The following is a 24,968-nucleotide window of genomic DNA, read 5'->3' as shown; positions in this document are numbered from 1 at the left end:
ATGAATAACAACTATTATGCTGTATTAATGGCCGGTGGGGTAGGCTCACGTTTTTGGCCTGTAAGCACTGCACAGTTTCCCAAACAATTTCATGATATGCTTGGTACGGGTGAAACCCTTATCCAGAAAACTTTTGGCAGGCTTTCTAAATTAATACCGCAGGAAAATATTCTGATACTTACAAATGAGCTTTATAACGACCTTGTGCTGCAGCAACTGCCACAGGTAAAGCAGGAACAGGTAGTGCTGGAGCCTGCCATGCGCAACACTGCCCCTTGTATATTATATGCTTCTCTAAAAATTAAAAAAATGAATCCTGATGCTGTAATGGTTGTTGCACCCAGCGACCATTGGATAGAGGATGAAGATGCCTTTACTGCCGACCTGCAACAGGCTTTTGAGTTCGCCGAAAAACAGGATGTATTGATGACACTTGGCATACAGCCGACTTTCGCTAACACCGGATACGGCTATATAGAATACAGCAAAGCTGACACTGAGGTTATCAAAAAAGTATCGCACTTCCGGGAAAAGCCGGATTATGAAACTGCCAAAACATTTTTGCAGAGTGGCAACTTTTTATGGAACGCAGGAATTTTTATATGGAGCATAAAATCAATCACTGCAGCGTTTGAAAAATTTCAGCCGGTAATGTACACACTCTTTGATTATGGATATGACCATTATAACCTGCCGGGGGAGAAAACATACATCAATGAAAATTACATAAAATCGGCTAATATATCTATAGATTATGCAGTTATGGAAAATGCCGATAATGTATATGTTCTGCCTGCATCTTTCGACTGGAATGACCTTGGTACATGGGGTTCACTGCACGACAAGCTGAACAAAGATGTATATAATAACACAGTTGTTAATGCGCAGGTTTATATTGAGAATGCCACAAACAATATCATCCGGACTGATAAAGAAAAGATTGTGGTTGTTGACGGGCTTAATGATTACATAGTAGTAGATAAAGAAAATATTTTGCTCATCTACCCGAAAGAGAAAGAGCAGGAAATTAAAAAGTTTGCAGAAATTGTAATTAAACGGTAATTATTTCTGCAAAAAAAGAAATAATAAGGTAGGGTTTTATACTTTTAGAATGTTATGTTAAAATTATAGTGACGGAATACTGTATATTTAACATACCTATCTAAAAACACAAAAACCATACTGCATGATTACCAACCTGCCAATTAAGAAAGTACTGCCTATTGTAGGCTTGCTGTTATTCAGTATTTATAGCTACGCACAACTGCCTGATTTTACTCTTACTGTAACACCTACACCGCAAACCTGCTTGGGTAATGGTGCTTTGGCTTTCACGGTTTCGGGTACCAATCCCGCAGCATCTATAGATTATTCGGTTTATCTGTTACCGAATACAACCACTCCCATAACCGTGGTTACAAACCCAAGCGTAACCGGCCTTGCTGCCGGTAACTATCTTGTAGTGGCTACACAGTCATTGGGAGCCAATTCTAATACTGCATCTGCAAACGCAACAATTGCCAATCAGGTTCAGCCGCTTGTATATACGCTTACACCTACTAAGGTACGTTGCGGGAACGATGGAAAGATAACGGTAAACGTAACTTCGGGTACTGCGGTTTCTTACGAGATACTAACGGGTCCTGTTACAGTTCCGCAGCAGTCATCAAATATTTTCAATAACCTGCCTGTAGGTATTTATGGAGTAAGAGTATATGATAATTGTGGAGAGGCTGTGGTTGTAACAGTACAGGTATCTCAGGATACGACTAATATAAATTTATTTGAACCGGGCATTTATGGAAGCGAATTGCCGGGCTGTAACTTAATCAATGTTTTTAATCCATATGCTTTAGGTTCAGGAGGAGCAAATATATTTTGGCCTTTAACCTATCAATATACTGTATTTCCTCCCGGCGGCGGTACACCAACAGTTGTAACCCAAAATATTGCGGGAGGTTCTCTGATAGAGGTAAACAACGTTATCCAGGCTATTCCTTTTTATCACGGCCAACAGTATGAGTATGACCTTAAGGTTACTGATGCCTGTGGTAATGTGTGGAACATGAATGATATAATCGTTAATGAATCACTTAATTATACAGTAGAATTTAATTATGAGGGATGTGATGAAAGGAACTTTAAGATAAAGCCACTAAATTATGTTGGCCCTATCACGGTAAGTTTTGATGCAGTGCCTGTACCTGGCTTTAACCCGGTAGATTATAATGCTGCACACCCTACTTTTGGAGGGGAGGCAGAATATGGAGCTCCCGGTAATGCTGTGCCTTTAGGTGAATATACAGTTACTATTACAGATTCATGCGGACGTACCTATACAGAGACATTTGAAGTTACAGAACCTATAATAGAGCCGCAGATAGTTGTAGATGCAGTGTGCGGCAGTGATACAGGATCTCTGCACATAGAATTGCCCGGCAGGGATATCGCTGAGGCAGAGATTACTGATGCCCCTGCAGAATACGGTCCTTTTCCTGATGATGTTACCGATTTGCTTGTTGATGGCAAACTGGATATGACACTTCCTTTAGGTACCTACACGTTTGAACTGACAGACGAATGCGGAGAGACTTACACTGAAGAAGTTGAGGTGGAAGTTTTTGGCGGTAATCCCAACATAAGCCTGTTGCAGCGTCCGGGTTGCGAAGAAGGATTCGGCTCGATAAGGCTTAATGCTGACGGAGATTTCGAGACAGTATCTATTACAGATGGCCCTGCCGAGTTCAGCGACAGTTATCCGGTTGTAGTTACGGAAAATATTGCCGGTAATGGCGATTTCTACATGAATTCACTGCCTGAAGGCCTTTATGAGTTTACTACTGTAGATGAATGTGATTTTGTAAGGGTAAGAGATGTTACGGTAACCGGCTATGCAAAAACAGTTAATGAACTTGAAGTAATTCCTTATTGCGGTTCTTTCCAAATAGATTTAGACCATTTTAGCAACGGTAATTATGTACAGTCTTTCTGGTTGCAGCGTTATGATGAGGTTAATGGCACTTGGGGGCATCCTTATACAGGAGTACCTTATACATCAGGGCTGCCGTTAAACTCTAATTCCATCTATATTAATATTAACGACAACTCTACTTTTTATTCGGCAATAGGCGACTTCAGGATTGTAAAGGCTTTCTACACATACAGTAATGGCTCTTCATCTAATAGCCTGTGTACTGAAATACTGCATGAATTTAGCTTTACCGGCGGGCCTGTTATTACAGAAGTGTACAGCTTTCCTTGTGCCGACGGTTTAACAGAAGTAGCTGTTGAGGTAGAAGGCGTGCCGCCATTTGCATATAAAATAACTACTAAAGACGGTGAGCCGTTTGTTATAGATAACGGCGATTCTAATATATTCTCATCTCTTGAGCCGGCTTATTACAATTTTCAGGTAACCGATGCTTGCAGCAATATACTTAATGCACAGTTCAATATTAATACAACAGAACCTTTAGAAATACAAGCTACGGGCTTCTGTGAAGGTGAGGAGAGCTTTCTTGCCGTGCAGCCATTCTCTTTCCTTACCTATGAATGGTATACAGAATCTGACCCTGATACTATACTGAGCACAACCAACAGCCTTACTTTTCCTGCATTTGATTCAGATACAGATTCAGGAACTTATTTTGTGAGGCTTACCGCAGATAACCCTGCATCGTGCATGAACACTGTTTTAGAATATGAGTTGCAGCCGAATGCACTGCCAAATGCCGGCGAGGATAACGCAATTGTAGTTTGTAATGACGGCAGCAGCCTTAACCTTGGCGCATATCTTGTTGGGAATGATGCAGGCGGTACCTGGGAAGATACTGATTTAACAGGCGCCCTGACAGGAAGTAATTTTGATACAAGTGGCATAACTGCCGGAACGTATAGCTTCCGCTATACGGTTAACGGGCTTTGCGGACTTACTGATGATGCAGTTGTAACAATAACACTGAATGATGCTCCGCAACCTCCTGTAGTGGCAGCAGTAAACGCTGTTTGCGAAGGAGAAAATGTACAGTTATCATTAACTGAAGAACCTGGTGTAACTTATCAGTGGAACGGGCCGGATGGCTTTACCGCAACAGGAGCGAGTCCGCTTATTACAGGCGCCGGTATTGCGGCTTCGGGAACTTATACGGTTACAGCTACCGCGAATGGCTGTACGTCTGATGCATCAAGCGTTGCTGTAACAGTTAATGCGCTGCCGGATTTCACTATCGATGGACAAACTGCACTATGCGAGGGGCAAAGCACAGTGTTGTCGGTTAATCCGGAAAACTTTAATGCAAATACTGCCGGGTACGCGTGGTACCGCAACGATGAACTGCTTGCTGATGTTACTGATGGAGATATAGAAGTGTTTGAAACAGGTACTTATAAAGTTACTGTAAATAACAACGGTTGCGAAACCACAAAACAGCTTGAGGTAGTGCAGGGCACCACCGGTTTTGATATTGTGTTAGAGCAGGGCTGTATAGACTTTGAATATACACTCTCAGTAGCAAATGCTGATGAAATACCTGATCTGGATTATATATGGACAGGGCCAAACGGCTACTATTACGTAGGTGAAGAAGCTGTTATTACAGATCTTGCTGCAGGTGAATATATGATTACAATAACCAATGCTGATGGTTGCAGTGTAACGGCTAGTGCTTTGGTAGAAAATACAGGTTGTATGATACCGAGGGGTATATCGCCAAATGATGATGAATATAACCAGAATTTTGACCTTTCTAACCTTAATGTAAAAGATATCCAGATATTTAACCGTTACGGCTTACAGGTTTATGAAAAGAAAAACTACGTAAACGAATGGTATGGCCAGAGCGATAAAGGTGAATTGCCTGCAGGTACTTACTTTTATGTACTCACCTTAGCCGAAGGTAAAAGGATGACGGGTTGGGTTTACCTGCAAAGGCAGGTAAACTAATAAGATATTATTTATTATCCTCCTCGTTTTCTTCAGCGAGGAGGCTTTCCCTTACTTTTTTAAACAGGTCAGATGAATAGACAAACTCTACAATAGACTTATTGCGGGTTTCCAGTATCTGCTCATTGTTGCCTTCCCACTCCTTAATCCCGTTTTTAAGGAAAACTATTTTTTCCCCTATTTGCAGAACAGAATTCATGTCGTGGGTGTTGATAACAGTTGTTATATCATATTCCTTCGTGATTTCCTGTATCAGTTCATCTATAACGATAGATGTTTCAGGATCGAGCCCTGAGTTAGGCTCATCACAAAAAAGGTACTTAGGATTATTTACAATTGCCCGGGCAATTGCCACACGCTTTTGCATACCACCTGATAATTCAGCCGGAAATTTTTTATTGGCATCTTTTAAGTTAACACGGTCTAAAACCACATTAACCCTCTCCCTTACTTCGCGGCTCCTTTTGCTGGTAAACATCTTTAACGGAAAGCCAACGTTATCTTCAACGGTCATAGAGTCGAACAGCGCACTCCCCTGAAATACCATGCCCACCTCGGTACGCAGTTTGCGTTTTTCGTCAGGTGTCATTTCAGAATATACCCTTCCGTCAAAAGAAATAGTGCCTTTCTCTGGTGTGTGTATACCCAAGAGTGTTTTAAGCATTACGGTTTTACCCGAACCGCTTCGCCCTATAATAAGGTTTGTTTTGCCTGTTTCAAATACTGTAGATATACCCTTTAGTACATGGGCATCTCCAAAAGACTTCTCTATGTTATTAACCTCTATCATTAGCTTAACAGTAATTGTGTAATTATATAGTTCACCAGGATTATAACAACGCTGGTCCACACGAAAGATGTAGTACTTGCTTTACCCACCTCAAGTGCGCCGCCTTTCATATAAAATCCGTGAAAAGAAGGTATGGTAGCTAAAATGAAACCAAATACAAATGTTTTTAAAAAGGCGTAGAACACATGAAAAGGAATAAAGTCGGTGCGTATGCCCTGAATAAACTCTTCCATTCCTATAAAGCCTCCGTAAACGCCTGCCATCATTCCGCCAAGGATACCCAAAAACATAGATATTGATATTACAAACGGGTAAAGTATAAACGCAATAATTTTAGGGAATACAAGATAGTTTAGTGCATTAACACCCATAACTTCCAATGCATCTATCTGCTCTGTTACCCTCATGGTCCCGATACTTGATGTAATATAAGAACCGGCACGCCCGGCCATGATTATGGAAATAAAAGTGGGGGAGAACTCTAGTATTACTGACTGCCTTGTTGCAAATGCAATAAGCGATTTTGGTATAAGCGGATTAGTAAGGTTAAGTGCCGTTTGTATGGCAACAACCCCGCCGATAAAGAACGAAATAAATGCAACAATGCCTAAAGAGCCTACTATGAGGTCGTCGATTTCCTTAAAAATCAACGGCTTCATAACCTTCCATTTTACAGGTTTATAAAAAATATCTCCTATCATCAGGAAATAGCGCCCAATCTGGTGTAAAGCTTTAATCATTTATGGTAAAAATATCGGCTAAAGTACCGAATTGTACTCACTTATTGGCAGTAGTTAATAGTTTTTTAATACTTTCCTTATTAAAAAAGCTTCTGTTTTATCTTCTTCCAGCGGTACTGTTTTATAAATGCCGCCTGCTGTGGTGTTACAAGCATTGGCTTGTGTTCGCGGCTTGCTTTAAGGTAGCCGTTTATATAATCTAGAAACAATAATGGCTTCTTTTTACGCATTGCAAGTTTAGCCCCCGCAATTGCCGTTATCGTTAAGCCGTAGCCAAGTGTATAAAAAGCTTCACCCTGTTTGTAACGTGCTGCTTTGGTATAGCTCGCCCCTGTTGGTTTTAAATGTTTTACCTTAAGTTGTTTTAGTGTAACTACTTTCCATCCGTAGTATTTGGAAAGAAGCTCGTCAACAGTGTCCCAGCCCATTGCGGGCCTGAGTTTTCCTATTTGCAAAAAACAGGCTTTGCGATAGGCTTTAAAAGCGCCCCTTATATGGTCGGCGTCTGTAAGGCTTTCCAGTACCCAATCGCCGTTTTTTTCTATATAGGCAAAACCGCCCGCCATACCAGTTTTATCATCCTCCTTAAAAGCATTTATCACAACTTCAAAATAATCAGGGGGAAGAATAAGGTCGGCATCTAGTTTAACTATTATATCATAGTTTTCATCAAGCTGTTCATAACCTGCATTAAAAGCATGAATAACCTTGCTGCCGGGCATATGTACCGCCTCTGATTGTTTATTTACTAAAGTCAGCCATGGGTGTTTTTTCGCATACTCGCTCACAATATCAGCGGTGCTGTCGGCAGAATTATCATTTACTACCACAGCTTTTGCAGGCAGCACCGTTTGCCCCGCAAGCGAATCGAGCATTACGCCTATAGAGGCAGCTTCGTTATATGCGGGAATGATAACGTAATATTTCATGTTCGTGTATAAATGGATACAAATATGGCTATTTTTGTACTATTGGAAAATCTTACAGCCTTGAAAAAGAAAGTTTTTATAGTTATTGTTACTTATAACGGTGCACGTTGGGTGGATAAGAATATAAATTCTTTACTGCAATCTCATTATCCTGTTGAAATTATTGTAATAGATAATTGTTCTTTGGATGATACTGTTGTGCTGCTGCAAAAGTATAAAGAAATTGAGATTATACAGTCTGATGAAAATTTAGGTTTTGGTAAAGCTAATACTATCGGTATGAAAGAGGCTTTACTTCGAGGGGCTCAATATGTTTTTCTTCTCAATCAGGATGCGTGGGTATTTCCCGATACAATAGGTAGTCTTGTGGGCGTGATGGAAAAAAACACTCAATTTGGTATATTGAGTCCGCTGCATTATAGTAGTGATGGCAAGAATTACGATCAGGCCTTCAATACCTATTTATCGAGGGCTTATTCCGATTTGAAAGATATAAATACAGTTACAGTACCTTTTGTAAATGCAGCAGCTTGGATGCTGAGCAGGGAGTGTGTAGAAAAAGTAGGTTATTTCGAACCATTATTCGGGCATTATGGGGAAGACCGCAACTATTGTGATCGTGTAAAATATCATGGTTTTCTTATCGGTATAAATCATGATGCCAAAATAATACATGACAGGGTAATAAAAAGAAACCTTAAAAAAGATATTATACAATCTAAATATAAAGTATTAACTACACTGCTAAATATCAACTACAGCTTTTTCCGAAGTTGTATGTTTGGTTTTAAAGAAGTTATGGGGCTACCAAAATATTTTTTTAAATTCTACGGACCCTTGATAGCTTTTCGGATGTTTCTCATATTACTATATTATTATACAGGACTGTTGTTTAAGTCTACAACTATAAAGTCTGCACGTAAAAGAGCAAGGGTATATGGATAAAAAAGCATTGTCAAGGCAGGTATTACTTTTTACGCTTATTAACTATACCGGTACAGCCATAGGGGTTATCTCTACACTTTTCATCTATCCTAACAACAAATCTTTTTTAGGAACCGTGCGTTATGTTGACAATGTAGCTCAATTGCTTTACCCAGTTATGGTACTTGGAGCATCCCAGTCATTAATAAAGTTTTACCCGGCGCTGGACGAAAGTCATCGCAAAAAACTATTCAACTACAGCCTGCTTTCCATTATGCTCATGAGTCTGGCTGTTTTGCTGGCGATACCTTTATTCGTATGGGGTTCCGGTTTTGATAATGCCCACATATTGTATTTGGCTTTTCCTGCTGCCGTATCGCTGGCCTTTATAGAACTTTTCAAGCGACAGGCACAGGATATGCAAGAAATTGCAGTGCCTACCCTATATGAAAAGCTAATACCTAAAATTATACTCCCTATACTATTTTTACTGGTTCTTAACCATATCTTGCAGGTCTATGTCTCACTCTATTTTTATGTAATAAGCTACTTGCTTATGTTTGCATTAACAGCGATATATCTCTTTAAAAGATTTAAACCAGGACTAAATTATAAATTTAAATCACTTTTCTATCAAATTCCGCATAAAGATTACCTGCGATACAGTTTGTATGCCTTTGCAGGTAGCTTTGGTTCGCTGTTGGCTTTCCGTATAGATGGTATAATAATACCCGAACTAATATCGGTAGAGGCAAATGGTAGTTATAATATTGGTTCTACACTTGCCAGTACTTTACAAATACCTGCCGTAGGGATGTTTGCTATATATGCTCCTTTGGTATCTGGATATCTTAAAAACAACAATATTCAGGAGTTGCATATAAAATATAAAGAAGTAGCCCGTTTGTTGTTTTTTATCGGAGCGGTTTTATACAGTTGCATACTTTTGGGTGTCGACGATTTGTTTTCGCTTCTGCCCACCAGTAAAAGTCTAGAAGCATCTCTACCCGTTATTCTAATATTGGGTTTTAGTGTATTGGTTAACATGGCTACAGGCTTTAACTCCGAAATTATTACCTATTCCGGCTATTACCGTTTTAATCTTGTGGCAGTATTGTTACTTACTGTAATCAATGTGTCACTTAATCTATGGTTTATACATTACACGAATCTTGGTATTACAGGTGTGGCATATGCCTCGTTTCTAGCGATGGCAATATTTAATGTTGCGAAATTGTGGTTTATTTACAAAAAATTCAAAATATTACCTTTTGATATGGACTTTTTTAAACTCGTAGCTATATTCTTTATATCAGGAGTAATGATATTCTTCTTGCCCGATACAGGATCCCACTTAATCGACCTTATTTATAAAACCGGACTTTCGATTGCGGTTAATGTTTTTATCACATACAGGTTCAGGCTGGTATATCAGGTAAATGTATGGATAGATAAAGCGCTGCGCTACACACAAATTAAATAAGCCTTTATAGCCTGTACACAAAAGCATTTATATTCATACCCGCACCTACAGAGGCAAATAACAACACATCACCTTTGTTTATTTCCTGGTTTTCTATTTGGTGCTTTATAAGCAGGTCATACAGTGTGGGTATGGTAGCAACACTGCTGTTGCCCAGCTTGTGTATGCTCATGGGCATAACACCCTCAGGCGGGGTTTTATCATATAATTTAAAGAAGCGGTGGATAATGGCTTCATCCATTTTTTCGTTTGCCTGGTGTATCAGTACTTTTTTAACCTCGTCTATAGCTATACCGCTTTTATCAAGGCACTCTTTCATGGCGAGTGGCACGTGGTTTAAAGCAAACTCATAAATTTTGCGGCCGTACATTTTTATATAACGTACGTCAGGGTTCAGTTCTTTATTATAAGAATTGCCGAAGAAAAGGAAATAAGCTTCATCATGTGTAAAAGAAGCCGACTCATGTGCCAGTATTCCGCCCGGCTCATCTGTGGCTTCAATAATAGTTGCCCCGGCACCGTCGCTGTATATCATGCTGTCGCGGTCATGCGGATCTACCACCCGAGATAATGTTTCAGCCCCTACCACAAGGCAGCGTTTTGCCATGCCCGCTTTTATATATGCCTGTGCCTGTATAACTCCTTCTACCCAGCCCGGACAGCCGAAAAGAATATCATAAGCAACACATTTAGGATTTTTAATGCCAAGGCTGTGCTTTACACGTGCGGCAAGGCTTGGCAGTATATCAGTCTGGATGGCACCCTGCTTCACATTACCAAAGTTGTGTGCCATAATGATATAGTCTATAGCCTCTTTGTCAACACCGGCATCTTCTATGGCACGTTGTGCTGCTTTATAGGCAATATCAGATGTTAGCATGTTTTCTTCTACATAGCGGCGTTCCTCAATACCTGTTATCTGCTTAAACTTTTCTGCAACAACTTCGTTTCTGTAGGTAAGGGGCACACCTGCCTCGTCATAGAAAGAATGTTTGGCAAACTCCTCATTAGTTACAACTCTTGTGGGTATATAGCTGCCGCTGCCTGTTATCCTTATAGTCATACCGTTACTTTTTAGCTAAGTTAAGTATAATAAATATAGTAAAGAAGCCTGATTATTATGTAAGCATAATAATTGCTAAAAATTAAAGGAAGTGGCTTTTTAATTTTATATTCAGGATTGCGAATGCTCAAAAATTTTGGTTTTCATAACAGTAGCTATCGATTCTGCCCTGCTTTTCATCCGTTCGGCATTTTCTCCTGCAAAGTTTTTATCAATAGTTTTATGAAAATGATTAAGCCAGGTTTTAAAATGTGTATCTGTAAGCTTTTCTTTTGCGTTGAGGTCTAAATGCAGTTGCAGTACATTCTTTTTATAGCCGCCTGTGTAAAAAAGCGTCTGCTCCCAAAAATCAGTGAGATGGGGCAGGTGTGCTTCAAGGTCAATTTTGGCAATATCGGTAAAGATATAGCTTATGGCTGGGTCTGCAAGGAGCCTGTTGTAAAACTCACGCATCAATAATAGTATGTCTTCACGATTTTGTATGTCTTTCATTCAAAATTTTCTATAAAAGATTTTGGCGTCATCACTTTTGTATTTATTTTTAAATCGTTAAAGGTTGCCTCTGCCTTAAACATACATTTGTCGTCATTTGTTAAAAAGAAATCACAGTGAGAGGCATAGTATGTATGCAGTGCATCATCAATTGAATTTAAATATACCTCATCAGCCTTAAATCCTTCAAAGTTTTTTCTGAAATAGGATGTTAAAACATTCTGTCTAATTGGATTTGCTGCGCTTTGCGATCGCTCGATATATAAATCAAGAGAGTCATTGAATTGTAGGCTTTTTGGCTTTTCATGCAACTTTTCCGTGAATTTGAAATACTTCTCTTCTTTCTTCCACTTCAATCGATGATTATTTATATACTGCTTTAATTTTTTAAAGAGTGAATAATCCTTTGTTAATAGAGTATTTAAGTGGAATAGATCTTTGCACAAAGCGTAAACAGTTTGTTCGTCACACGTTTTGGGATATATCATTTTTAGTATTGGTTCACTCTCAATTGATGAAATAAATTCTTTAGGTAGAAACTGAAGCTTTAAGGGAGTAACAGAAAGTTTCATAAAGCTTCCAAATTCTGCATTATCAAGAAATTCTTCAAAAGTTTGATCCATCAAATCACTTTCTTGTAAAGAAGTTTCAAAAAACTCGAGAATATCTCTATAATGCCATGTTACACCTAAATCCCCCCAATAGTTTACGATGCATAAATCATTACTTAAAAATTTTATGTTGTCTAAATGCTTGATCGTTCTTTCACTGTTTTTCTTGTAAGCTCTTTTTAAGTCATTAATATGGGCGTTAGAATAAGGTGTCAATATCTTCTCATTTTCAATTAAATTATATAAATTGGAGTATATAACTTTTCTTTCTTCATCGATTGAATTTCTTTTTTCAATCAAATCAAAAACATTTAAATCTAAGTAAACATGAGTTTCCATATGTGATAAAAAAAGCTGCCCTAAGGCAGCTTTAGTTTTTAATAAAATTAATTTTCCATGTAAGCTTCAATAGGTGCGCATGAACAAACCAGGTTTCGGTCGCCATAGGCATCATCTACTCTGCGTACTGATGGCCAGAACTTATTTTCGTGAAGGTAATCCAGCGGGAATGCCGCTTTTTCCCTAGTGTACGGAAGTGTCCAGTTATCAGCAGTAAGCATTGCAAGTGTATGCGGTGCATTTTTCAGTACGTTTTCTTTATCCTCTGCGGTAACTTCCTCAATTTCTTTACGGATGGCAATCATCGCATCGCAAAAACGGTCAAGTTCCTCAAGGTTCTCACTCTCTGTAGGCTCTATCATCAGTGTTCCGGCTACAGGGAAAGATACCGTTGGTGCGTGGAAACCATAGTCCATAAGCCTCTTGGCAATATCGGTAACCTCAATACCTTTTTGCTTGAACGGACGGCACTCAATAATCATTTCGTGTGCAGCTCTGCCCATTTCGCCTGTATAAAGGGTTTCGTAGTGGCCTTTAAGCCTTTCTTTTATGTAGTTGGCATTTACAATTGCATATTTGGTTGACATTGTAAGGCCTTCTTCGCCAAGCATGGTAATATACCCGTAAGATATAAGGCAAACCAGTGCAGAACCCCAAGGTGCAGCCGAAATAGCCGTAATGGCATTGCTGCCGCCTGTTGGTACTACCGGGTTGGTTGGCAGGAATGGCACAAGGTGCTCTGCCACGCATATTGGACCAACACCCGGGCCACCACCGCCGTGTGGTATCGCAAAAGTTTTGTGCAGGTTAAGGTGGCAAACATCAGCGCCAATGGTAGCAGGGTTGGTAAGCCCAACCTGGGCGTTCATGTTAGCGCCGTCCATATATACCTGTCCGCCGTTATCGTGTACTATTTGAGTTATTTCTTTAATAGATGCTTCATACACGCCATGTGTAGAAGGGTAGGTTACCATAAGGCAGGCAAGCCTGTCTTTATACTGCTCTGCTTTAGCCCTAAGGTCTTCTACATCTATGTTTCCGTTTTCAGATGTTTTGGTAACCACTACCTGCATACCTGCCATAGTAGCGGTAGCGGGGTTGGTGCCGTGTGCCGATGCCGGTATAAGGGCAATATCCCTGTGATTGTCGCCACGCGACTGGTGATAGGCACGTATAACCATAAGCCCTGCATACTCGCCCTGAGCGCCAGAGTTTGGCTGTAGCGTAGTACCTGCAAAACCGGTAATAACATTTAACTGCTCTTCCAGTTTTTTAAGCATTATCTGGTAGCCTTCTGCCTGCTCAAGCGGGGCAAAGGGGTGTATGCTGTTCCAGTAAGGCAAACTTAGCGGAAGCATTTCAGTAGCCGCATTCAGCTTCATGGTGCAAGAGCCAAGCGATATCATAGAGTGGTTAAGCGCAAGGTCTTTACGCTCCAGCATCTTAATGTAACGCATTAATGCAGTTTCAGAATGGTACTTGTTGAAGATCTCATGCTGAAGGAATTCGCTGGTACGCTGAATAGACTGCGGTATGGCAATATCATCAGCCAGTTTGGTGATGGTTTCCACCTCGCGGCCGTCTGCTTCGGCAAAAACCGAAATTATGTCGTTAATATCTTTAAGGGAAGTGGTTTCGTTAAATGAAATCGAGATGGTTTCCCTGTCAATGTAATAGAAGTTAATCTTCTTTGCTTCGGCAGCAGGCTGCACTTTTGCAACATCAGCTTTTACAACTATAGTGTCAAAAAACGCTGTGTTTACCTGATATACGCCAAGCTTATTAAGCGCATCGGCAGTAGTTACCGCAGAACGGTGTACTTTATCAGCAATATAGTTAAGCCCTTTTGGCCCGTGATATACGGCATACATACCTGCCATAACGGCAAGCAGTACCTGTGCTGTACAAATGTTTGAAGTTGCTTTTTCGCGCTTAATGTGCTGCTCGCGGGTTTGCAGTGCCATACGCAACGCCCGGTTACCATTGGTATCAATGGTAACACCTATAATTCTGCCCGGCATGCTGCGCTTGTATTCTTCTTTAGTGGCAAAGAAAGCAGCATGTGGCCCACCGTAACCCATAGGAATACCAAAGCGCTGTGTGGTACCTACCACAACATCGGCGCCAAGCTCTCCAGGAGGGGTTAGCTTAACAAGGCTTAATATATCGGCAGCTACTGCTGTTTTTATTTCTTTTTCTTTTGCTTTTGCTATAAACGAGGCATAGTCATATACCTGTCCGAATTTACCCGGATATTGCAGGATGGCACCGAAATATTCTTCAGAGAAATCAAATTCTTCATGGTTGCCTATAACAAGCTCAACGCCTATAGGGGTTGAACGTGTTTGCAGTACGCTAAGCGTTTGCGGAAGTATTTCTTCCGAAACAAAAAACTTATTTACATTGTTTTTCTTCTGGTCGCGTGTACGCACATCAAACAAAAGTGCCATAGCTTCGGCAGCCGAAGTACCCTCGTCAAGTAACGAAGCATTTGCTATTTCCATCCCGGTAAGCTCTATTACCGTGGTCTGGAAGTTAAGCAGTGCCTCAAGCCTTCCCTGTGCTATTTCTGCCTGGTATGGCGTATAGGCAGTATACCAGCCCGGGTTTTCGAAAATGTTACGTTGTATCGGGCCGGGTACTATGGTAGAGTGGTACCCAAGGCCAATGTAAGACCTGTATATTTTGTTTTTGCCACCCAGTTCCCTGATATGGTTCATGTACTCAAATTCCGTCATGGCAGGATCCAGCTTTAACGGCTCCTTAAGGCGGATATCATCCGGAAGGGTTTCATATATCAGCTGGTCTATAGACTCTGCACCAATCACACCAAGCATATGCTCAAGGTCGCTTTCCCTCGGGCCAATGTGTCTTAAAGCAAAAGCATCTGTTCTCATAAATTCGTTGCGTGTTTTAAAGGCACAAAAGTAATTATTTATCTTCAAATTAAAATCTGTTTCGGGGCTGTATTTTGTGAATTTTTCATTGTAAAACAATTACTTTTAACACATTGATTATTTTTGTGTAATGAAGGCACTGCACAGGCTATTCGACATTTATATACACGGCAGCATACATGTGGCTTTTGCCGTGCTGGCACTCACGCTCATGACACTGCACATGTTTGCCCTGCCCTTTGATAGTATTGCCGCGTGTTTTGCTTTTTGCGGAACGGTTGCCGGGTATAATTTTGTAAAATATGAAAGCCTTTTCCGCCACCGCAAACCGATAAGCCTACAGGTAAAACTATATGCATTTATAACTGTTGTTACAGGTATTGGCGCAGGCATCAGCTTTTTAATGTTAACAAGGGCGGCTCAGCTTTGGGGACTTTTCTTCTTCGGGCTTACACTGCTTTATACCGTACCGTTTTTCCCGAACCGCAAGAACATGCGTAACTGGACCGGTATCAAGATTTATATGGTTGCCCTATGCTGGGCAGGTATAACAACGCTTGTGCCACTGCTTAATGCGGGTGTTGACATCACGCAGGATGTCTTGCTTAAATTTGTGCAACGGTTCGTGCTGGTAATAATACTTATCCTGATTTTTGAAATAATAGACTCTATGGAAGACGACCCGCTCCTAAAAACGGTACCCCAGCGCATAGGTGTAAGAAATACTAAAATAGTTAACTTTTTACTGCTTGCCCTTTTTTACTGCCTTGAATTTTTTAAATCAGATGTTGATGCAAAACAGTTGGCTGTAAACGTGGTTCTTGTAGTGGCAACTACCTTATTTACTCTTTATGCAACACCTGAAAGGCCAAAATACTATACGTTATTTTGGGTAGAGAGTATTCCCATTTTCTGGCTTGGGCTGGTAATAATCGTTTCAAACTTTTAGAGATTGCCTAACGCATCATGCAGGTTGCTATATTTGAATTGAAACTCCTTATAAGGATTGTCCAAATGTTAGAAGGTTATTATCCGGATCAAGTAAGGAAAATTCTTTTTGTCCCCAAGACTTGACCTGTAATTTTCCAAATGGATGTATTTTTACATTTTTATCTAATAGTTGTTCATAAAGATTTTCGACCTCATTGATCCTGATGTATATTTGTCCATAATTTTCTTTCGGATTAAGATTTTTAAATTCAAAAAAATGAATTTCAATATTATCTTTATGTAGAATTAAATATTCATTGAAATCAATCTTTCCAATATCCTTAAAGCCAAGTTTCTCTATATAAAATTTTCTTGTTACAGCTTTGTCACGCATTGGGAGCTTAGGAATAATTGTAATTAACATTTTTAGAATATTTGAAGGTTATATTTTTATATTTTTTTTTAATGATAATGGAAACAATGCAGTAATCATCATGATTGATCCTAGTGCCATCCAGTTTTCAATACCTGGGAATATTAAGATTAACAAATTTCCAAAAATAAAGAGTGCAGATTGCCACTTGGCAATAACACAAGATACATAAGTAGCAATACCTAAGAATATATTACCTACAAATAGTAGCAGACATAAACTAAATGAAATTTTTAAAATATTAGTTTGCATAACACCCCCTATTGGAGTGGATAAATAAGCTCCCAGAACACCGATGAAGTATATACTACCGATGATTACTGAAAGTATTCCTGTCACCGAAAGCCAAGGCGTTCTTTTATATGTATAGCTTATTATTTTTAATCCTAAACCCACATAAAAGGGCATTGAACTATAAATAAAGTAATGTGGTAACAGGTAAAATCTAAAAATCAATTGAGGGCTGGAATTTGCATCAAGATTTTTAGTAGCATCAGTAATTTTATGTATAAAATTGAAATCTAAGAAAGAGGTTAATGTGTCATGAGAAATAGACCACCCTATAAAAGTTAATAAAGGGGCTGTTATTAATGAGATACTTCCTAAGAAAAAAATGAATTTATTTACTCTATTCAGAGATTTATGAGACTGGTCCATTAGAAACTGTTTATGACAAAATTCGTGATAAACATATTATAAACTGCTTGATCTCAATCAGTAAATTCATTTACTTGCTCTTATTCTACTTAAAGTTTCAGGCGTGATTTTTAAAAAGGAAGCTATCATTTTAACCGGGAACTCTTTAATCAGGTTTGGTTTTTCGCTTTTTATGTACTCATACTTTTCTTTAGGAGTTAGAGAATTATCATAAATATAACTCTTATTGTTTTCTAAATTTAGAACTTTGTTAAAATTTAAAAAAGATTGTGAAGCAGAGACCAATACATGAAAATGATTTAAACTTAATTCTAAAATATTAGATGCGGAAAAAGCTTTTATAGTTTGATTTGAAGGTTTTTGAAGAATGAGACTTTGATGGTTGTATATCCATTCATTACTAAGATGTAAATCGATAATTACCTCAGAAATATCTTTCATCTGATATTGATAAAAAGAGCCTGATAAGACAAAGTAAATAGATTTACATATCTCACCTTGTTCCAAAAGGATTTCATTTTTTTTAAAAGATTTATAACTTATAAATTCTTTAAACAATTGTATATCAAGATCTGAAAACTGACCTATAGAATTCAGTATTTTTTTATATTCAGTAACATTAATATTCATTTAAGATATTATTATTTATTTCATAATTTTCATAACAAGGCGTGCCATCCAGTTGTCTTTCATTTCGGTAACCTTCTCTATCATGTTGTCAGCTTTTAGTACAAAGTCATAAAGTTCACCTGTTTTTTTGGTAAAATGTTTTGCCTCAGCCGATTTATCATCTTTAACTCCGCTTGAAACATCTTTAAGCACTTTAAGTGCAGGCTTAATTTCGCGGCGGCTGCGCTCTTTGGCAATTTTTACAGCAAGCTCGTCAAGGTCTTTTTCGGCGATAAAATATTCTTTACGCTCACCCGGCTTTAGGTCTTTATAAATAATTCCCCAATCCATAAGCGCACGCAGGTTCATACTGGCATTACCACGGGATATTTGCAGTTCTTCCATAATGTCCTCCATAGAAAGCGCATCGGGCGACACCATCAGCAGGGCGTGTATCTGTGCCATGGTCTTGTTAATACCCCATTGTGAGCCAAGTGCCCCCCAGGTTTGTATGAATTTATTTTTTGCTTCGCTGAATTCCATGTATCAAAGGTAAATATAAATTCTAAACTTTCAAAAATATTTGAAAACAAAAATACCTGTTAATGGGTATTTTGTTAAAATTAAATTAAAAATAATTTTAAGGATCAACTTAAATCTTACATGTATGACTGCAACAGATGTTATTAACAATGTTCTTGCGGGAGGGCTGCTTGGCCTTTTAGGGCAGGGAATACGTATGGCAGTTGGCCTGAAAAAACTTTCGGACGAAAATAGCCGGAGGGAAGAAAACGAACCCGTAAATGCATCACGCCTTATAATAAGCCTTTTTATAGGCTTTGTAGCGGGTGCATTATATGTATTGGTTAACAAAGGATTTTTTAAAGATGATGAATATCTTTTTGCAATAGTAGCGGCAGGCTATGCCGGTGCCGACTTTATAGAAGGTATTTTTACAACTTTTATAAATAAAAGGGGGAATAATACATTTGGAGGACCTTCTAGTGCAAATGGGAGTACAAATGCCGGAAATACGAATAGTAACCAAGGGAGTAATCAAGCGGGCAAGCCTGATAAACCTGATGATAGCGGCAATAGCTAAATCAAAAGACATGAATAATATAACAAGGCTGACTCAAAATTTCAATTTAAGGCAGCCTTTGTTTATTTTCTGTAATCTATTTATTATATATCTATTATAACAGCCCTGCGCGTTTTAAAAGCGCATCGGGTTTTGGCTCCTGCCCACGGAAACGTTTGTATAATTCCATCGGGTGCTCTGTACCGCCTTTAGAGAGAATATGCTCTTTAAATAAACGGGCGGTTTCAGCATCAAAAATGCCTTTTTCCTGAAACAGTTCAAAAGCATCGGCATCCAGTACCTCTGCCCATTTATAGCTGTAATAACCTGATGAATAACCACCCTGGAATATATGGCTGAATGCCGTGCTCATGGCATTTTCTGCCACATCTGGGTAAAGCTGTGTTGAGACAAATTGTTCCAACTCAAAAGTTTTTACATCGGTTACGCTGCCGGGGTCTAGGCTGTGCCAGCCCATATCAAGCAGGCCAAAGCTCAACTGGCGCAGTGTTGCCATGCCTTCCTGAAAGCTTGCACTTTCTTTAATCTTTTCAATGTATTCCATCGGAATCATTTCCCCGGTTTTGTAGTGGTGTGCAAAAAGCTCCAGCGCTTCCGGTTCGTAGCACCAGTTTTCCATAACCTGGCTCGGCAGCTCTACAAAGTCCCAGTAAACACTTGTACCCGAAAGGCTCGGATAAACCGTGTTGGCCAACATGCCATGCAGTGCGTGCCCAAATTCATGGAAAAGCGTGGTAACCTCATTAAAGGTAAGTAATGATGGCTTCGTTTCGGTAGGCTTGGTAAAGTTGCAGACTATAGAAACGTGCGGACGCTCATTAACACCATCTTTTATATACTGTGGTTTGTAAGACGTCATCCACGCTCCGTTGCGTTTACCCTTGCGGGGAAAGAAGTCGGCATAAAAGATAGCTGTAAGCTCATCGTTTTCATCTTTTACTTCATATGTCCTTACATCTTTATGATATTTATCAATATCCTGAACTTCTTCAAATCGGATACTGTATAATTTTCCTGCAATGGTAAAAGCGCCGTTCAGCACTTTTTCAAGCTGAAAGTAAGGCTTTAGTTTTTCATCATCAAGGTTAAAAAGTTTTTGCTTCAGCTTTTCAGAGTAGTAAGCTCCATCCCATTTTTGAAGTACATCAATCCCGTCAAGCTCTTTTGCAAACTGTGTAAGCTGCTCAAACTCTTTCTGCGCTGCGGGTTTAGCCTTTTCAAGCAGTTCGCCTAAAAAGTCGCGTACCTTTTGCGGACTCTCTGCCATGCGCTCTTCCAGTACAAAATCGGCATGCGATTTATAACCGAGCAGGTTAGCGCGCTCGTGGCGCAGCTTTACTATTAGTAAAACTATTTCCTGATTATCAAACTCATTTTTTTGAAATCCTTTTGCACCAAAAGCTAATGCAAGCTTTTTGCGGAGTTCGCGGTTATCAGCATAGGTCATAAACGGTACATAACTCGGATAGTCAAGCGTAAAAATCCAGCCTTCCTTTTCCTGTGTCATAGCCATCTCACGAGCGCCTTCAATAGCACCTTCCGGCAACCCGGAAAGGTCTTTTTCATCCGTTATATGCAGCTGGAATGCATTTGTTTCAGCAAGTACGTTTTCACCGAATTGTAAACTTAGCTTAGATAGCTCTTTATCTATTTCGCGAAGTTTAGTCTTTTTATCTTCCGGCAGGTTAGCGCCGTTGCGTGAAAAACCCTTATATTTTTTTTCAAGCAGTGTAGCCTGCTCGGGCGTCAGGTTAAGTGATGCGCGTTTGTCATATACTGCCTTAACCCTTTCGAACAATTCTTTGTTCAGTCTTACATCATTGCCAAATTCAGATAGCAGGGGTGAAACCTCCTGTGCTATTTTTTGAATTTCGTCATTGGTTTCTGCCGAATGCAGGTTAAAGAATATAGATGATATCCTTTCCAGCATTTCGCCACTAAATGACAGGGCGGCAATGGTGTTGTCGAAATCAGGTTCGGAAGGATTGTTAACAATAGCATTAATTTCAGCTTTTGCAGAAGCGATGCCTTCCTGAAAAGCAGGCAGGTAATCTTCGTTCTTTATTTGGCTGAAAGGCGCTGTATCGTGTTTGGTATTGAATTTTTGTGTGAGTATATTCATGCAATCTTATGCTTAGTTGTATTGAAAACTATTCCTTGTTTTTTAGTTCTGCGGCAGCCTTGTTTACGGCATCTTTTAGGCTGAGCTTATAAGCCAGTATTTTTGCCTGAACCAGTTTGTCATGGCTGCCCAGTATTTGTGCGGCAAGTATGCCCGCATTTTTGGCTCCGTTAAGTGCTACTGTTGCTACAGGCACACCGCCCGGCATTTGCAGTATAGAAAGCACACTGTCCCATCCGTCTATACTGTTGCTTGATTTTACAGGTACGCCAATAACCGGCAGGGGGCTCATGCTGGCTACCATGCCCGGCAGGTGGGCTGCGCCGCCTGCACCGGCAATAATTACCGATATACCTCGTGTATGGGCATCTTTGCTGTATTCATAAAGTTTATCGGGTGTGCGGTGGGCCGATACTATATCAACCTCTGTTTCTATACCAAAATCCTTTAATATGTTTATGGCATCCTGCATTACCGGCATATCCGAAATGCTGCCCATTATAATTCCGACTTTCATATTTTTAGCCCCTAAACCCCTAAAGGGGAAATTTACCTGTAGGGGAAACAGGATTTATTTTTTTATTTTAATAACTATCAACCAATAACTAATGGCTAATGCCTCTTGCCTTATCTCTACTTGTCCCACTCCTGCGTAGGCACACTGATTACCTTAATGCTTTCCTTAACTTTTTCTGCAATATCGCGTGCCTGGCTTATGTCTTTATGCACAATGGTTACGTGTCCCATTTTGCGGAATGGCCTTGTTTGCTTCTTGCCGTAAATATGAGGGGTAACGCCATCCATTTTAAGGATTTTCTTCATTCCCTTATATTTTACATCGCCAATATATCCTTCTGCGCCTACAAGGTTTACCATTATACCCGCGGCTTTGCTGCCTGTATTGCCCAATGGCAGATTAAGTATCGCCCTTAGGTGTTGCTCAAACTGAGAAGTATAGCTTGCTTCTATGGAATAGTGCCCGCTGTTGTGGGGCCTCGGCGCAACTTCATTAACCAGTACCTGCTCATCTTCGGTGCAGAACATCTCTACGGCTAAAAGCCCAACATGTCCAAATGCTTCTGATACTTTAAGCGCAATTTCCTGAGCTTTCTCTGCAACGGCATCCGGTATGCGTGCCGGGCATATTACATACTCCACCTGGTTAGCTTCCGGATGAAATTCCATCTCCACTACCGGGTAGGTAGCAATTTTACCTTTTGGGCTGCGTGCCACTATTACTGCGAGTTCATAAACAAAGGGTACCATTACTTCGGCAATGCACTGCACATTCGGCACACCTTCAAAACTTTCAGCCGACCGTATCACCTTAACACCGTTCCCATCATAACCACCTTCTGTACTTTTCCACACAAAAGGCATTGCTATTTCGCCGTTATCTACCGCTACTTTAAGGTCATTTATATTTTCAAAACGCCTGTAATCGGCAGTAGGTATATTGTTGGCGGCATAAAAATCTTTTTGCCCGCCTTTGTTTTTAATCAGTTTCAGCGTGGCAGGGCTTGGGTAAACTTTAACGCCTTCGGCTTCCAGTTTTTCCAGGGCGTCTACGTTTACGTGCTCAATTTCTATAGTAAGCACATCTACCTGCCTGCCAAAGTTGTAAACCGTATCAAAATCGGTAAGGCTGCCTTTCACAAAATGGTTACAGCCAATTTTACATGGTGCTTCGTCACTTGGGTCAAGCACGTAGGTTTGTATGTCAAACTTGCGGGTTTCGGTAAGCAGCATTTTTCCAAGCTGCCCCCCGCCTAAAATTCCGAGTTTAAAATCTGAAGAAAAGTAGTTCATTGTTGTGTTGTAATTTGCAAGCCCAAAGATACTTAATGCTGCAAAAACTAACTATTAAAATCTTCGTAATTGTACACGTGCCTAAAATATAGCTGTAGTATTTTTACTAAACTTTAGCATTTAGCTGTGTGAATTTTCCTGATAGAAATTGTAATTTGGTATAATCAATACTATTACGACAAAAAACCTGAACATGAGATTATCTGTAGAACGAAAGCCCGTTAAAGTGTATCCCGACACCAAAAGGGTTATTGCACGCTTCTTTTTTAATGGTGAAGGACGCGCCGTAGAACTCATAAAAAAAATACTGGCAATGGACAGGGAGCGGGTGTTTGGGCTTGTGTCTCCGCTGCTGCAGGATTTCTCTAAACGCCACCGCAGTATTACCAAAAAACTGCTGCGCCACTGCGAACGCGTAAGGGTTGATATTGAAAGGGCGGGAGCCGACTATGCAACACTCGACGAATATACAAAGCTCTTGATAGGGGCCTACTTTACACACGAATATTCTATAGAGTCGGCTGCATTTTTTAACCCTTCCATAGTGGCAGACCCCGACCAGACCAACCTTGAAGAGGGGCAGCTAAGGGTAATCATCAGCTTCAGGGCAGTAGGCGAGGGGCATGTGTCTTCAGTAGTTTTCCGCAGGGCAATAATTGATAGGCAGAACAATATTACGGTTATACCCGCAGGCAATTATATTGATGAAGCTGAAAAAATACACAATCTTATTTACCATAAACGCCAGTTTTTACGCAAAGCCAAAGAGGAAGATATAAACGGTGAGTTTCTTGATATTGTTGATAAAAGGCTGGGCGACCGTTTTGATTATGATCAGCTCAAAGCGCTTATAATGGAGGTGAAACAGGATACAAAAGACCCTAAAATTATACGCCAGTATAATATGATACTCTCCTTATCCGACAGCTACCGCCGTATTTCCTTTTCTAAAGATACTGACATAAGCGACCGCGTTATTTTCCCCATATCCGATTTTGAGATTAAAGGTATAGAGGATGCGCGCTTTGTTCGTTTTACAGATGATAACGGCCGCATTATATATTATGCCACCTATACTGCTTATGACGGGGTACACATAATGCCAAAGCTTTTAAAGACCACCGATTTTTATGAGTTTAAAACAAGTCCGTTGCATGGTGAGGGTGCCCGTAACAAAAACCTGGCGCTCTTTCCGCGCAAGATAAACGGAAGGTATGCAATGCTGTCGAGAATAGACGGCTGGAACAATTACCTGATGTACAGCGACAACATTAATGAATGGGATGAGCCGATAAAAATACAATCGCCTGAATATTCCTGGGAATTGGTGCAGATAGGCAATTGCGGTTCGCCTATTGAGACCGATTGCGGCTGGCTGGTTATTACCCATGCGGTTGGCCCGATGAGGCGTTACAGCATAGGCGCTTCTTTACTCGATATTGATAATCCTGAAAAAGAAATTGGCAGGCTTAAAGACCCGCTTATTGTGCCTAACCCTGACGAGCGCGAAGGTTATGTGCCTAACGTAGTGTATTCTTGCGGCTCAATAATACACAATGATGAGCTAATTATACCTTACGGATTGTCTGACCACAGTTCCGGTTTTGTTACCGTTAACCTTAAAACCTTACTTGACAGGCTGACAAGCGGCGGGTAGTTAGTTCTTTTTATTCAGTTTTTTGAGGATTTCGCTTCTTTCCGTAGCATACTGTGGCAGCATTTCAGGATGTTTCCTAAAGAAGTCTAAAAAAGGTCTGTCCATTATCTTATCGTCTTTTATAATGCAATCCCTGAAACCATAGTCCCTGCTGTAAAAATATTCACCAATACATTCAATGCAGTCGCCTAACATTATTTTTGCGGCATGTGTAAGCCATCGTGTACCATATACATCAGTTCTGTAAATACTGAATTGTATTTTATAACAATCGGGGCTAGGGTTTTGCTCATAATACCTTATCGCTTCAATAGAGTATTTATCTGTTTTTTGTTCGGGAGCCTGTCCAAAAGCAGAAACGCAAGTGAACGCAAAAACGGTTAAGAGATTCAGTTTCATAAAATTTTAGTTAGTTTATAACGCTAAAATACTAAAAATC

At 40.0% G+C, this 24,968-nt stretch carries 22 protein-coding genes; 7 read left to right on the top strand and 15 right to left on the bottom strand.

Annotated elements, in window-relative coordinates:
* Together KJK34_RS08860 and KJK34_RS08855 are read left to right on the top strand one after the other, a co-directional pair.
* Complete coding sequence (locus tag KJK34_RS08860) at nt 1-1,062, top strand: mannose-1-phosphate guanylyltransferase (RefSeq protein ID WP_223053499.1); 1,062 nt, start codon at nt 1-3, stop codon at nt 1,060-1,062.
* A gap of 124 nt (nt 1,063-1,186) precedes the next feature.
* Entirely contained in the window at nt 1,187-4,942 is a 3,756-nt protein-coding gene (locus tag KJK34_RS08855) for a T9SS type B sorting domain-containing protein (RefSeq protein WP_223053498.1), read from the top strand.
* A 7-nt stretch (nt 4,943-4,949) separates the two neighbouring features.
* Here the strand turns inward: KJK34_RS08855 and KJK34_RS08850 are convergent, their stop codons facing one another.
* The 3 genes from KJK34_RS08850 to KJK34_RS08840 all read right to left on the bottom strand — a co-directional run bounded on the left by KJK34_RS08850 (nt 4,950) and on the right by KJK34_RS08840 (nt 7,401).
* Nucleotides 4,950-5,732 (bottom strand): ABC transporter ATP-binding protein, encoded by a 783-nt coding sequence (locus KJK34_RS08850; RefSeq protein WP_223053497.1) that lies wholly within the window; start codon nt 5,730-5,732, stop codon nt 4,950-4,952.
* The gene (locus KJK34_RS08845; protein ID WP_223053496.1) at nt 5,732-6,472 is read right to left on the bottom strand and encodes an MlaE family ABC transporter permease; all 741 of its coding nucleotides are present in this window, start codon (nt 6,470-6,472) and stop codon (nt 5,732-5,734) included. The genes KJK34_RS08850 and KJK34_RS08845 overlap by 1 nt, the downstream gene beginning before the upstream one ends.
* Before the next feature lie 80 nt (nt 6,473-6,552).
* On the bottom strand, nt 6,553-7,401 hold the full coding sequence (locus KJK34_RS08840) for a glycosyltransferase family 2 protein (protein ID WP_223053495.1): 849 nt from the start codon (nt 7,399-7,401) through the stop codon (nt 6,553-6,555).
* Between the two features lie 24 nt (nt 7,402-7,425).
* Between KJK34_RS08840 and KJK34_RS08835 the strand changes: the two genes are divergently transcribed.
* Complete coding sequence (locus tag KJK34_RS08835) at nt 7,426-8,346, top strand: glycosyltransferase family 2 protein (RefSeq protein ID WP_236937617.1); 921 nt, start codon at nt 7,426-7,428, stop codon at nt 8,344-8,346.
* On the top strand, nt 8,339-9,808 hold the full coding sequence (locus KJK34_RS08830; protein WP_223053494.1) for a lipopolysaccharide biosynthesis protein: 1,470 nt from the start codon (nt 8,339-8,341) through the stop codon (nt 9,806-9,808). The genes KJK34_RS08835 and KJK34_RS08830 overlap by 8 nt, the downstream gene beginning before the upstream one ends.
* Nucleotides 9,809-9,812: 4 nt before the next feature.
* Here the strand turns inward: KJK34_RS08830 and KJK34_RS08825 are convergent, their stop codons facing one another.
* The 4 genes from KJK34_RS08825 to gcvP form a co-directional block, all read right to left on the bottom strand.
* Nucleotides 9,813-10,871: a 3-oxoacyl-ACP synthase III family protein gene (locus KJK34_RS08825; protein WP_223053493.1), complete on the bottom strand. Its 1,059-nt coding sequence runs from the start codon at nt 10,869-10,871 to the stop codon at nt 9,813-9,815.
* Nucleotides 10,872-10,982: 111 nt separating this feature from the next.
* Complete coding sequence (locus KJK34_RS08820) at nt 10,983-11,363, bottom strand: group III truncated hemoglobin (RefSeq protein ID WP_223053492.1); 381 nt, start codon at nt 11,361-11,363, stop codon at nt 10,983-10,985.
* Nucleotides 11,360-12,313, bottom strand: coding sequence for a hypothetical protein (locus tag KJK34_RS08815; RefSeq protein ID WP_223053491.1), 954 nt, complete (start codon nt 12,311-12,313; stop codon nt 11,360-11,362). The genes KJK34_RS08820 and KJK34_RS08815 overlap by 4 nt, the downstream gene beginning before the upstream one ends.
* A gap of 47 nt (nt 12,314-12,360) precedes the next feature.
* Nucleotides 12,361-15,210, bottom strand: a complete 2,850-nt coding sequence (gene gcvP / locus KJK34_RS08810; RefSeq protein WP_223053490.1) for an aminomethyl-transferring glycine dehydrogenase — start codon at nt 15,208-15,210, stop codon at nt 12,361-12,363.
* Nucleotides 15,211-15,340: 130 nt separating this feature from the next.
* On the opposite strand from gcvP, the gene KJK34_RS08805 reads away from it, so the two are divergent.
* The gene (locus KJK34_RS08805; RefSeq protein WP_223053489.1) at nt 15,341-16,159 is read left to right on the top strand and encodes a UbiA prenyltransferase family protein; all 819 of its coding nucleotides are present in this window, start codon (nt 15,341-15,343) and stop codon (nt 16,157-16,159) included.
* Between the two features lie 48 nt (nt 16,160-16,207).
* Here the strand turns inward: KJK34_RS08805 and KJK34_RS08800 are convergent, their stop codons facing one another.
* The 4 genes from KJK34_RS08800 to KJK34_RS08785 all read right to left on the bottom strand — a co-directional run bounded on the left by KJK34_RS08800 (nt 16,208) and on the right by KJK34_RS08785 (nt 18,382).
* A complete protein-coding gene (locus tag KJK34_RS08800) occupies nt 16,208-16,564 on the bottom strand; it encodes a bleomycin resistance protein (RefSeq protein WP_223053488.1) in 357 nt (118 codons plus the stop codon).
* Between the two features lie 18 nt (nt 16,565-16,582).
* The gene (locus KJK34_RS08795; protein ID WP_223053487.1) at nt 16,583-17,230 is read right to left on the bottom strand and encodes a hypothetical protein; all 648 of its coding nucleotides are present in this window, start codon (nt 17,228-17,230) and stop codon (nt 16,583-16,585) included.
* 66 nt (nt 17,231-17,296) lie between these two features.
* Entirely contained in the window at nt 17,297-17,860 is a 564-nt protein-coding gene (locus tag KJK34_RS08790) for a Crp/Fnr family transcriptional regulator (protein WP_223053486.1), read from the bottom strand.
* Nucleotides 17,861-17,875: 15 nt separating this feature from the next.
* Nucleotides 17,876-18,382, bottom strand: coding sequence for a GbsR/MarR family transcriptional regulator (locus KJK34_RS08785; protein ID WP_223053485.1), 507 nt, complete (start codon nt 18,380-18,382; stop codon nt 17,876-17,878).
* A 124-nt stretch (nt 18,383-18,506) separates the two neighbouring features.
* On the opposite strand from KJK34_RS08785, the gene KJK34_RS08780 reads away from it, so the two are divergent.
* On the top strand, nt 18,507-18,941 hold the full coding sequence (locus tag KJK34_RS08780) for a hypothetical protein (protein WP_223053484.1): 435 nt from the start codon (nt 18,507-18,509) through the stop codon (nt 18,939-18,941).
* Between the two features lie 94 nt (nt 18,942-19,035).
* Here the strand turns inward: KJK34_RS08780 and KJK34_RS08775 are convergent, their stop codons facing one another.
* The 3 genes from KJK34_RS08775 to purK form a co-directional block, all read right to left on the bottom strand.
* The gene (locus tag KJK34_RS08775) at nt 19,036-21,063 is read right to left on the bottom strand and encodes a M3 family metallopeptidase (protein ID WP_223053483.1); all 2,028 of its coding nucleotides are present in this window, start codon (nt 21,061-21,063) and stop codon (nt 19,036-19,038) included.
* A 28-nt stretch (nt 21,064-21,091) separates the two neighbouring features.
* Complete coding sequence (gene purE, locus KJK34_RS08770; protein WP_223053482.1) at nt 21,092-21,580, bottom strand: 5-(carboxyamino)imidazole ribonucleotide mutase; 489 nt, start codon at nt 21,578-21,580, stop codon at nt 21,092-21,094.
* Nucleotides 21,581-21,696: 116 nt separating this feature from the next.
* A complete protein-coding gene (purK, locus tag KJK34_RS08765; RefSeq protein WP_223053481.1) occupies nt 21,697-22,872 on the bottom strand; it encodes a 5-(carboxyamino)imidazole ribonucleotide synthase in 1,176 nt (391 codons plus the stop codon).
* Nucleotides 22,873-23,065: 193 nt separating this feature from the next.
* Between purK and KJK34_RS08760 the strand changes: the two genes are divergently transcribed.
* The gene (locus KJK34_RS08760; protein WP_223053480.1) at nt 23,066-24,529 is read left to right on the top strand and encodes a glycoside hydrolase family 130 protein; all 1,464 of its coding nucleotides are present in this window, start codon (nt 23,066-23,068) and stop codon (nt 24,527-24,529) included.
* On the opposite strand, the gene KJK34_RS08755 is transcribed toward KJK34_RS08760, so the two are convergent.
* Nucleotides 24,530-24,928: a hypothetical protein gene (locus tag KJK34_RS08755; protein WP_223053479.1), complete on the bottom strand. Its 399-nt coding sequence runs from the start codon at nt 24,926-24,928 to the stop codon at nt 24,530-24,532. It lies immediately after the preceding gene.
* Between the last annotated feature and the right edge of the window lie 40 nt (nt 24,929-24,968).

Origin of the sequence: Flavobacterium coralii (genome assembly GCF_019891545.1) — a bacterium.
GTDB lineage: Bacteria > Bacteroidota > Bacteroidia > Flavobacteriales > Flavobacteriaceae > Flavobacterium > Flavobacterium coralii.
Note: the sequence above shows the minus strand (reverse complement) of the source record. Positions and strands in the feature narration are given on the sequence as shown.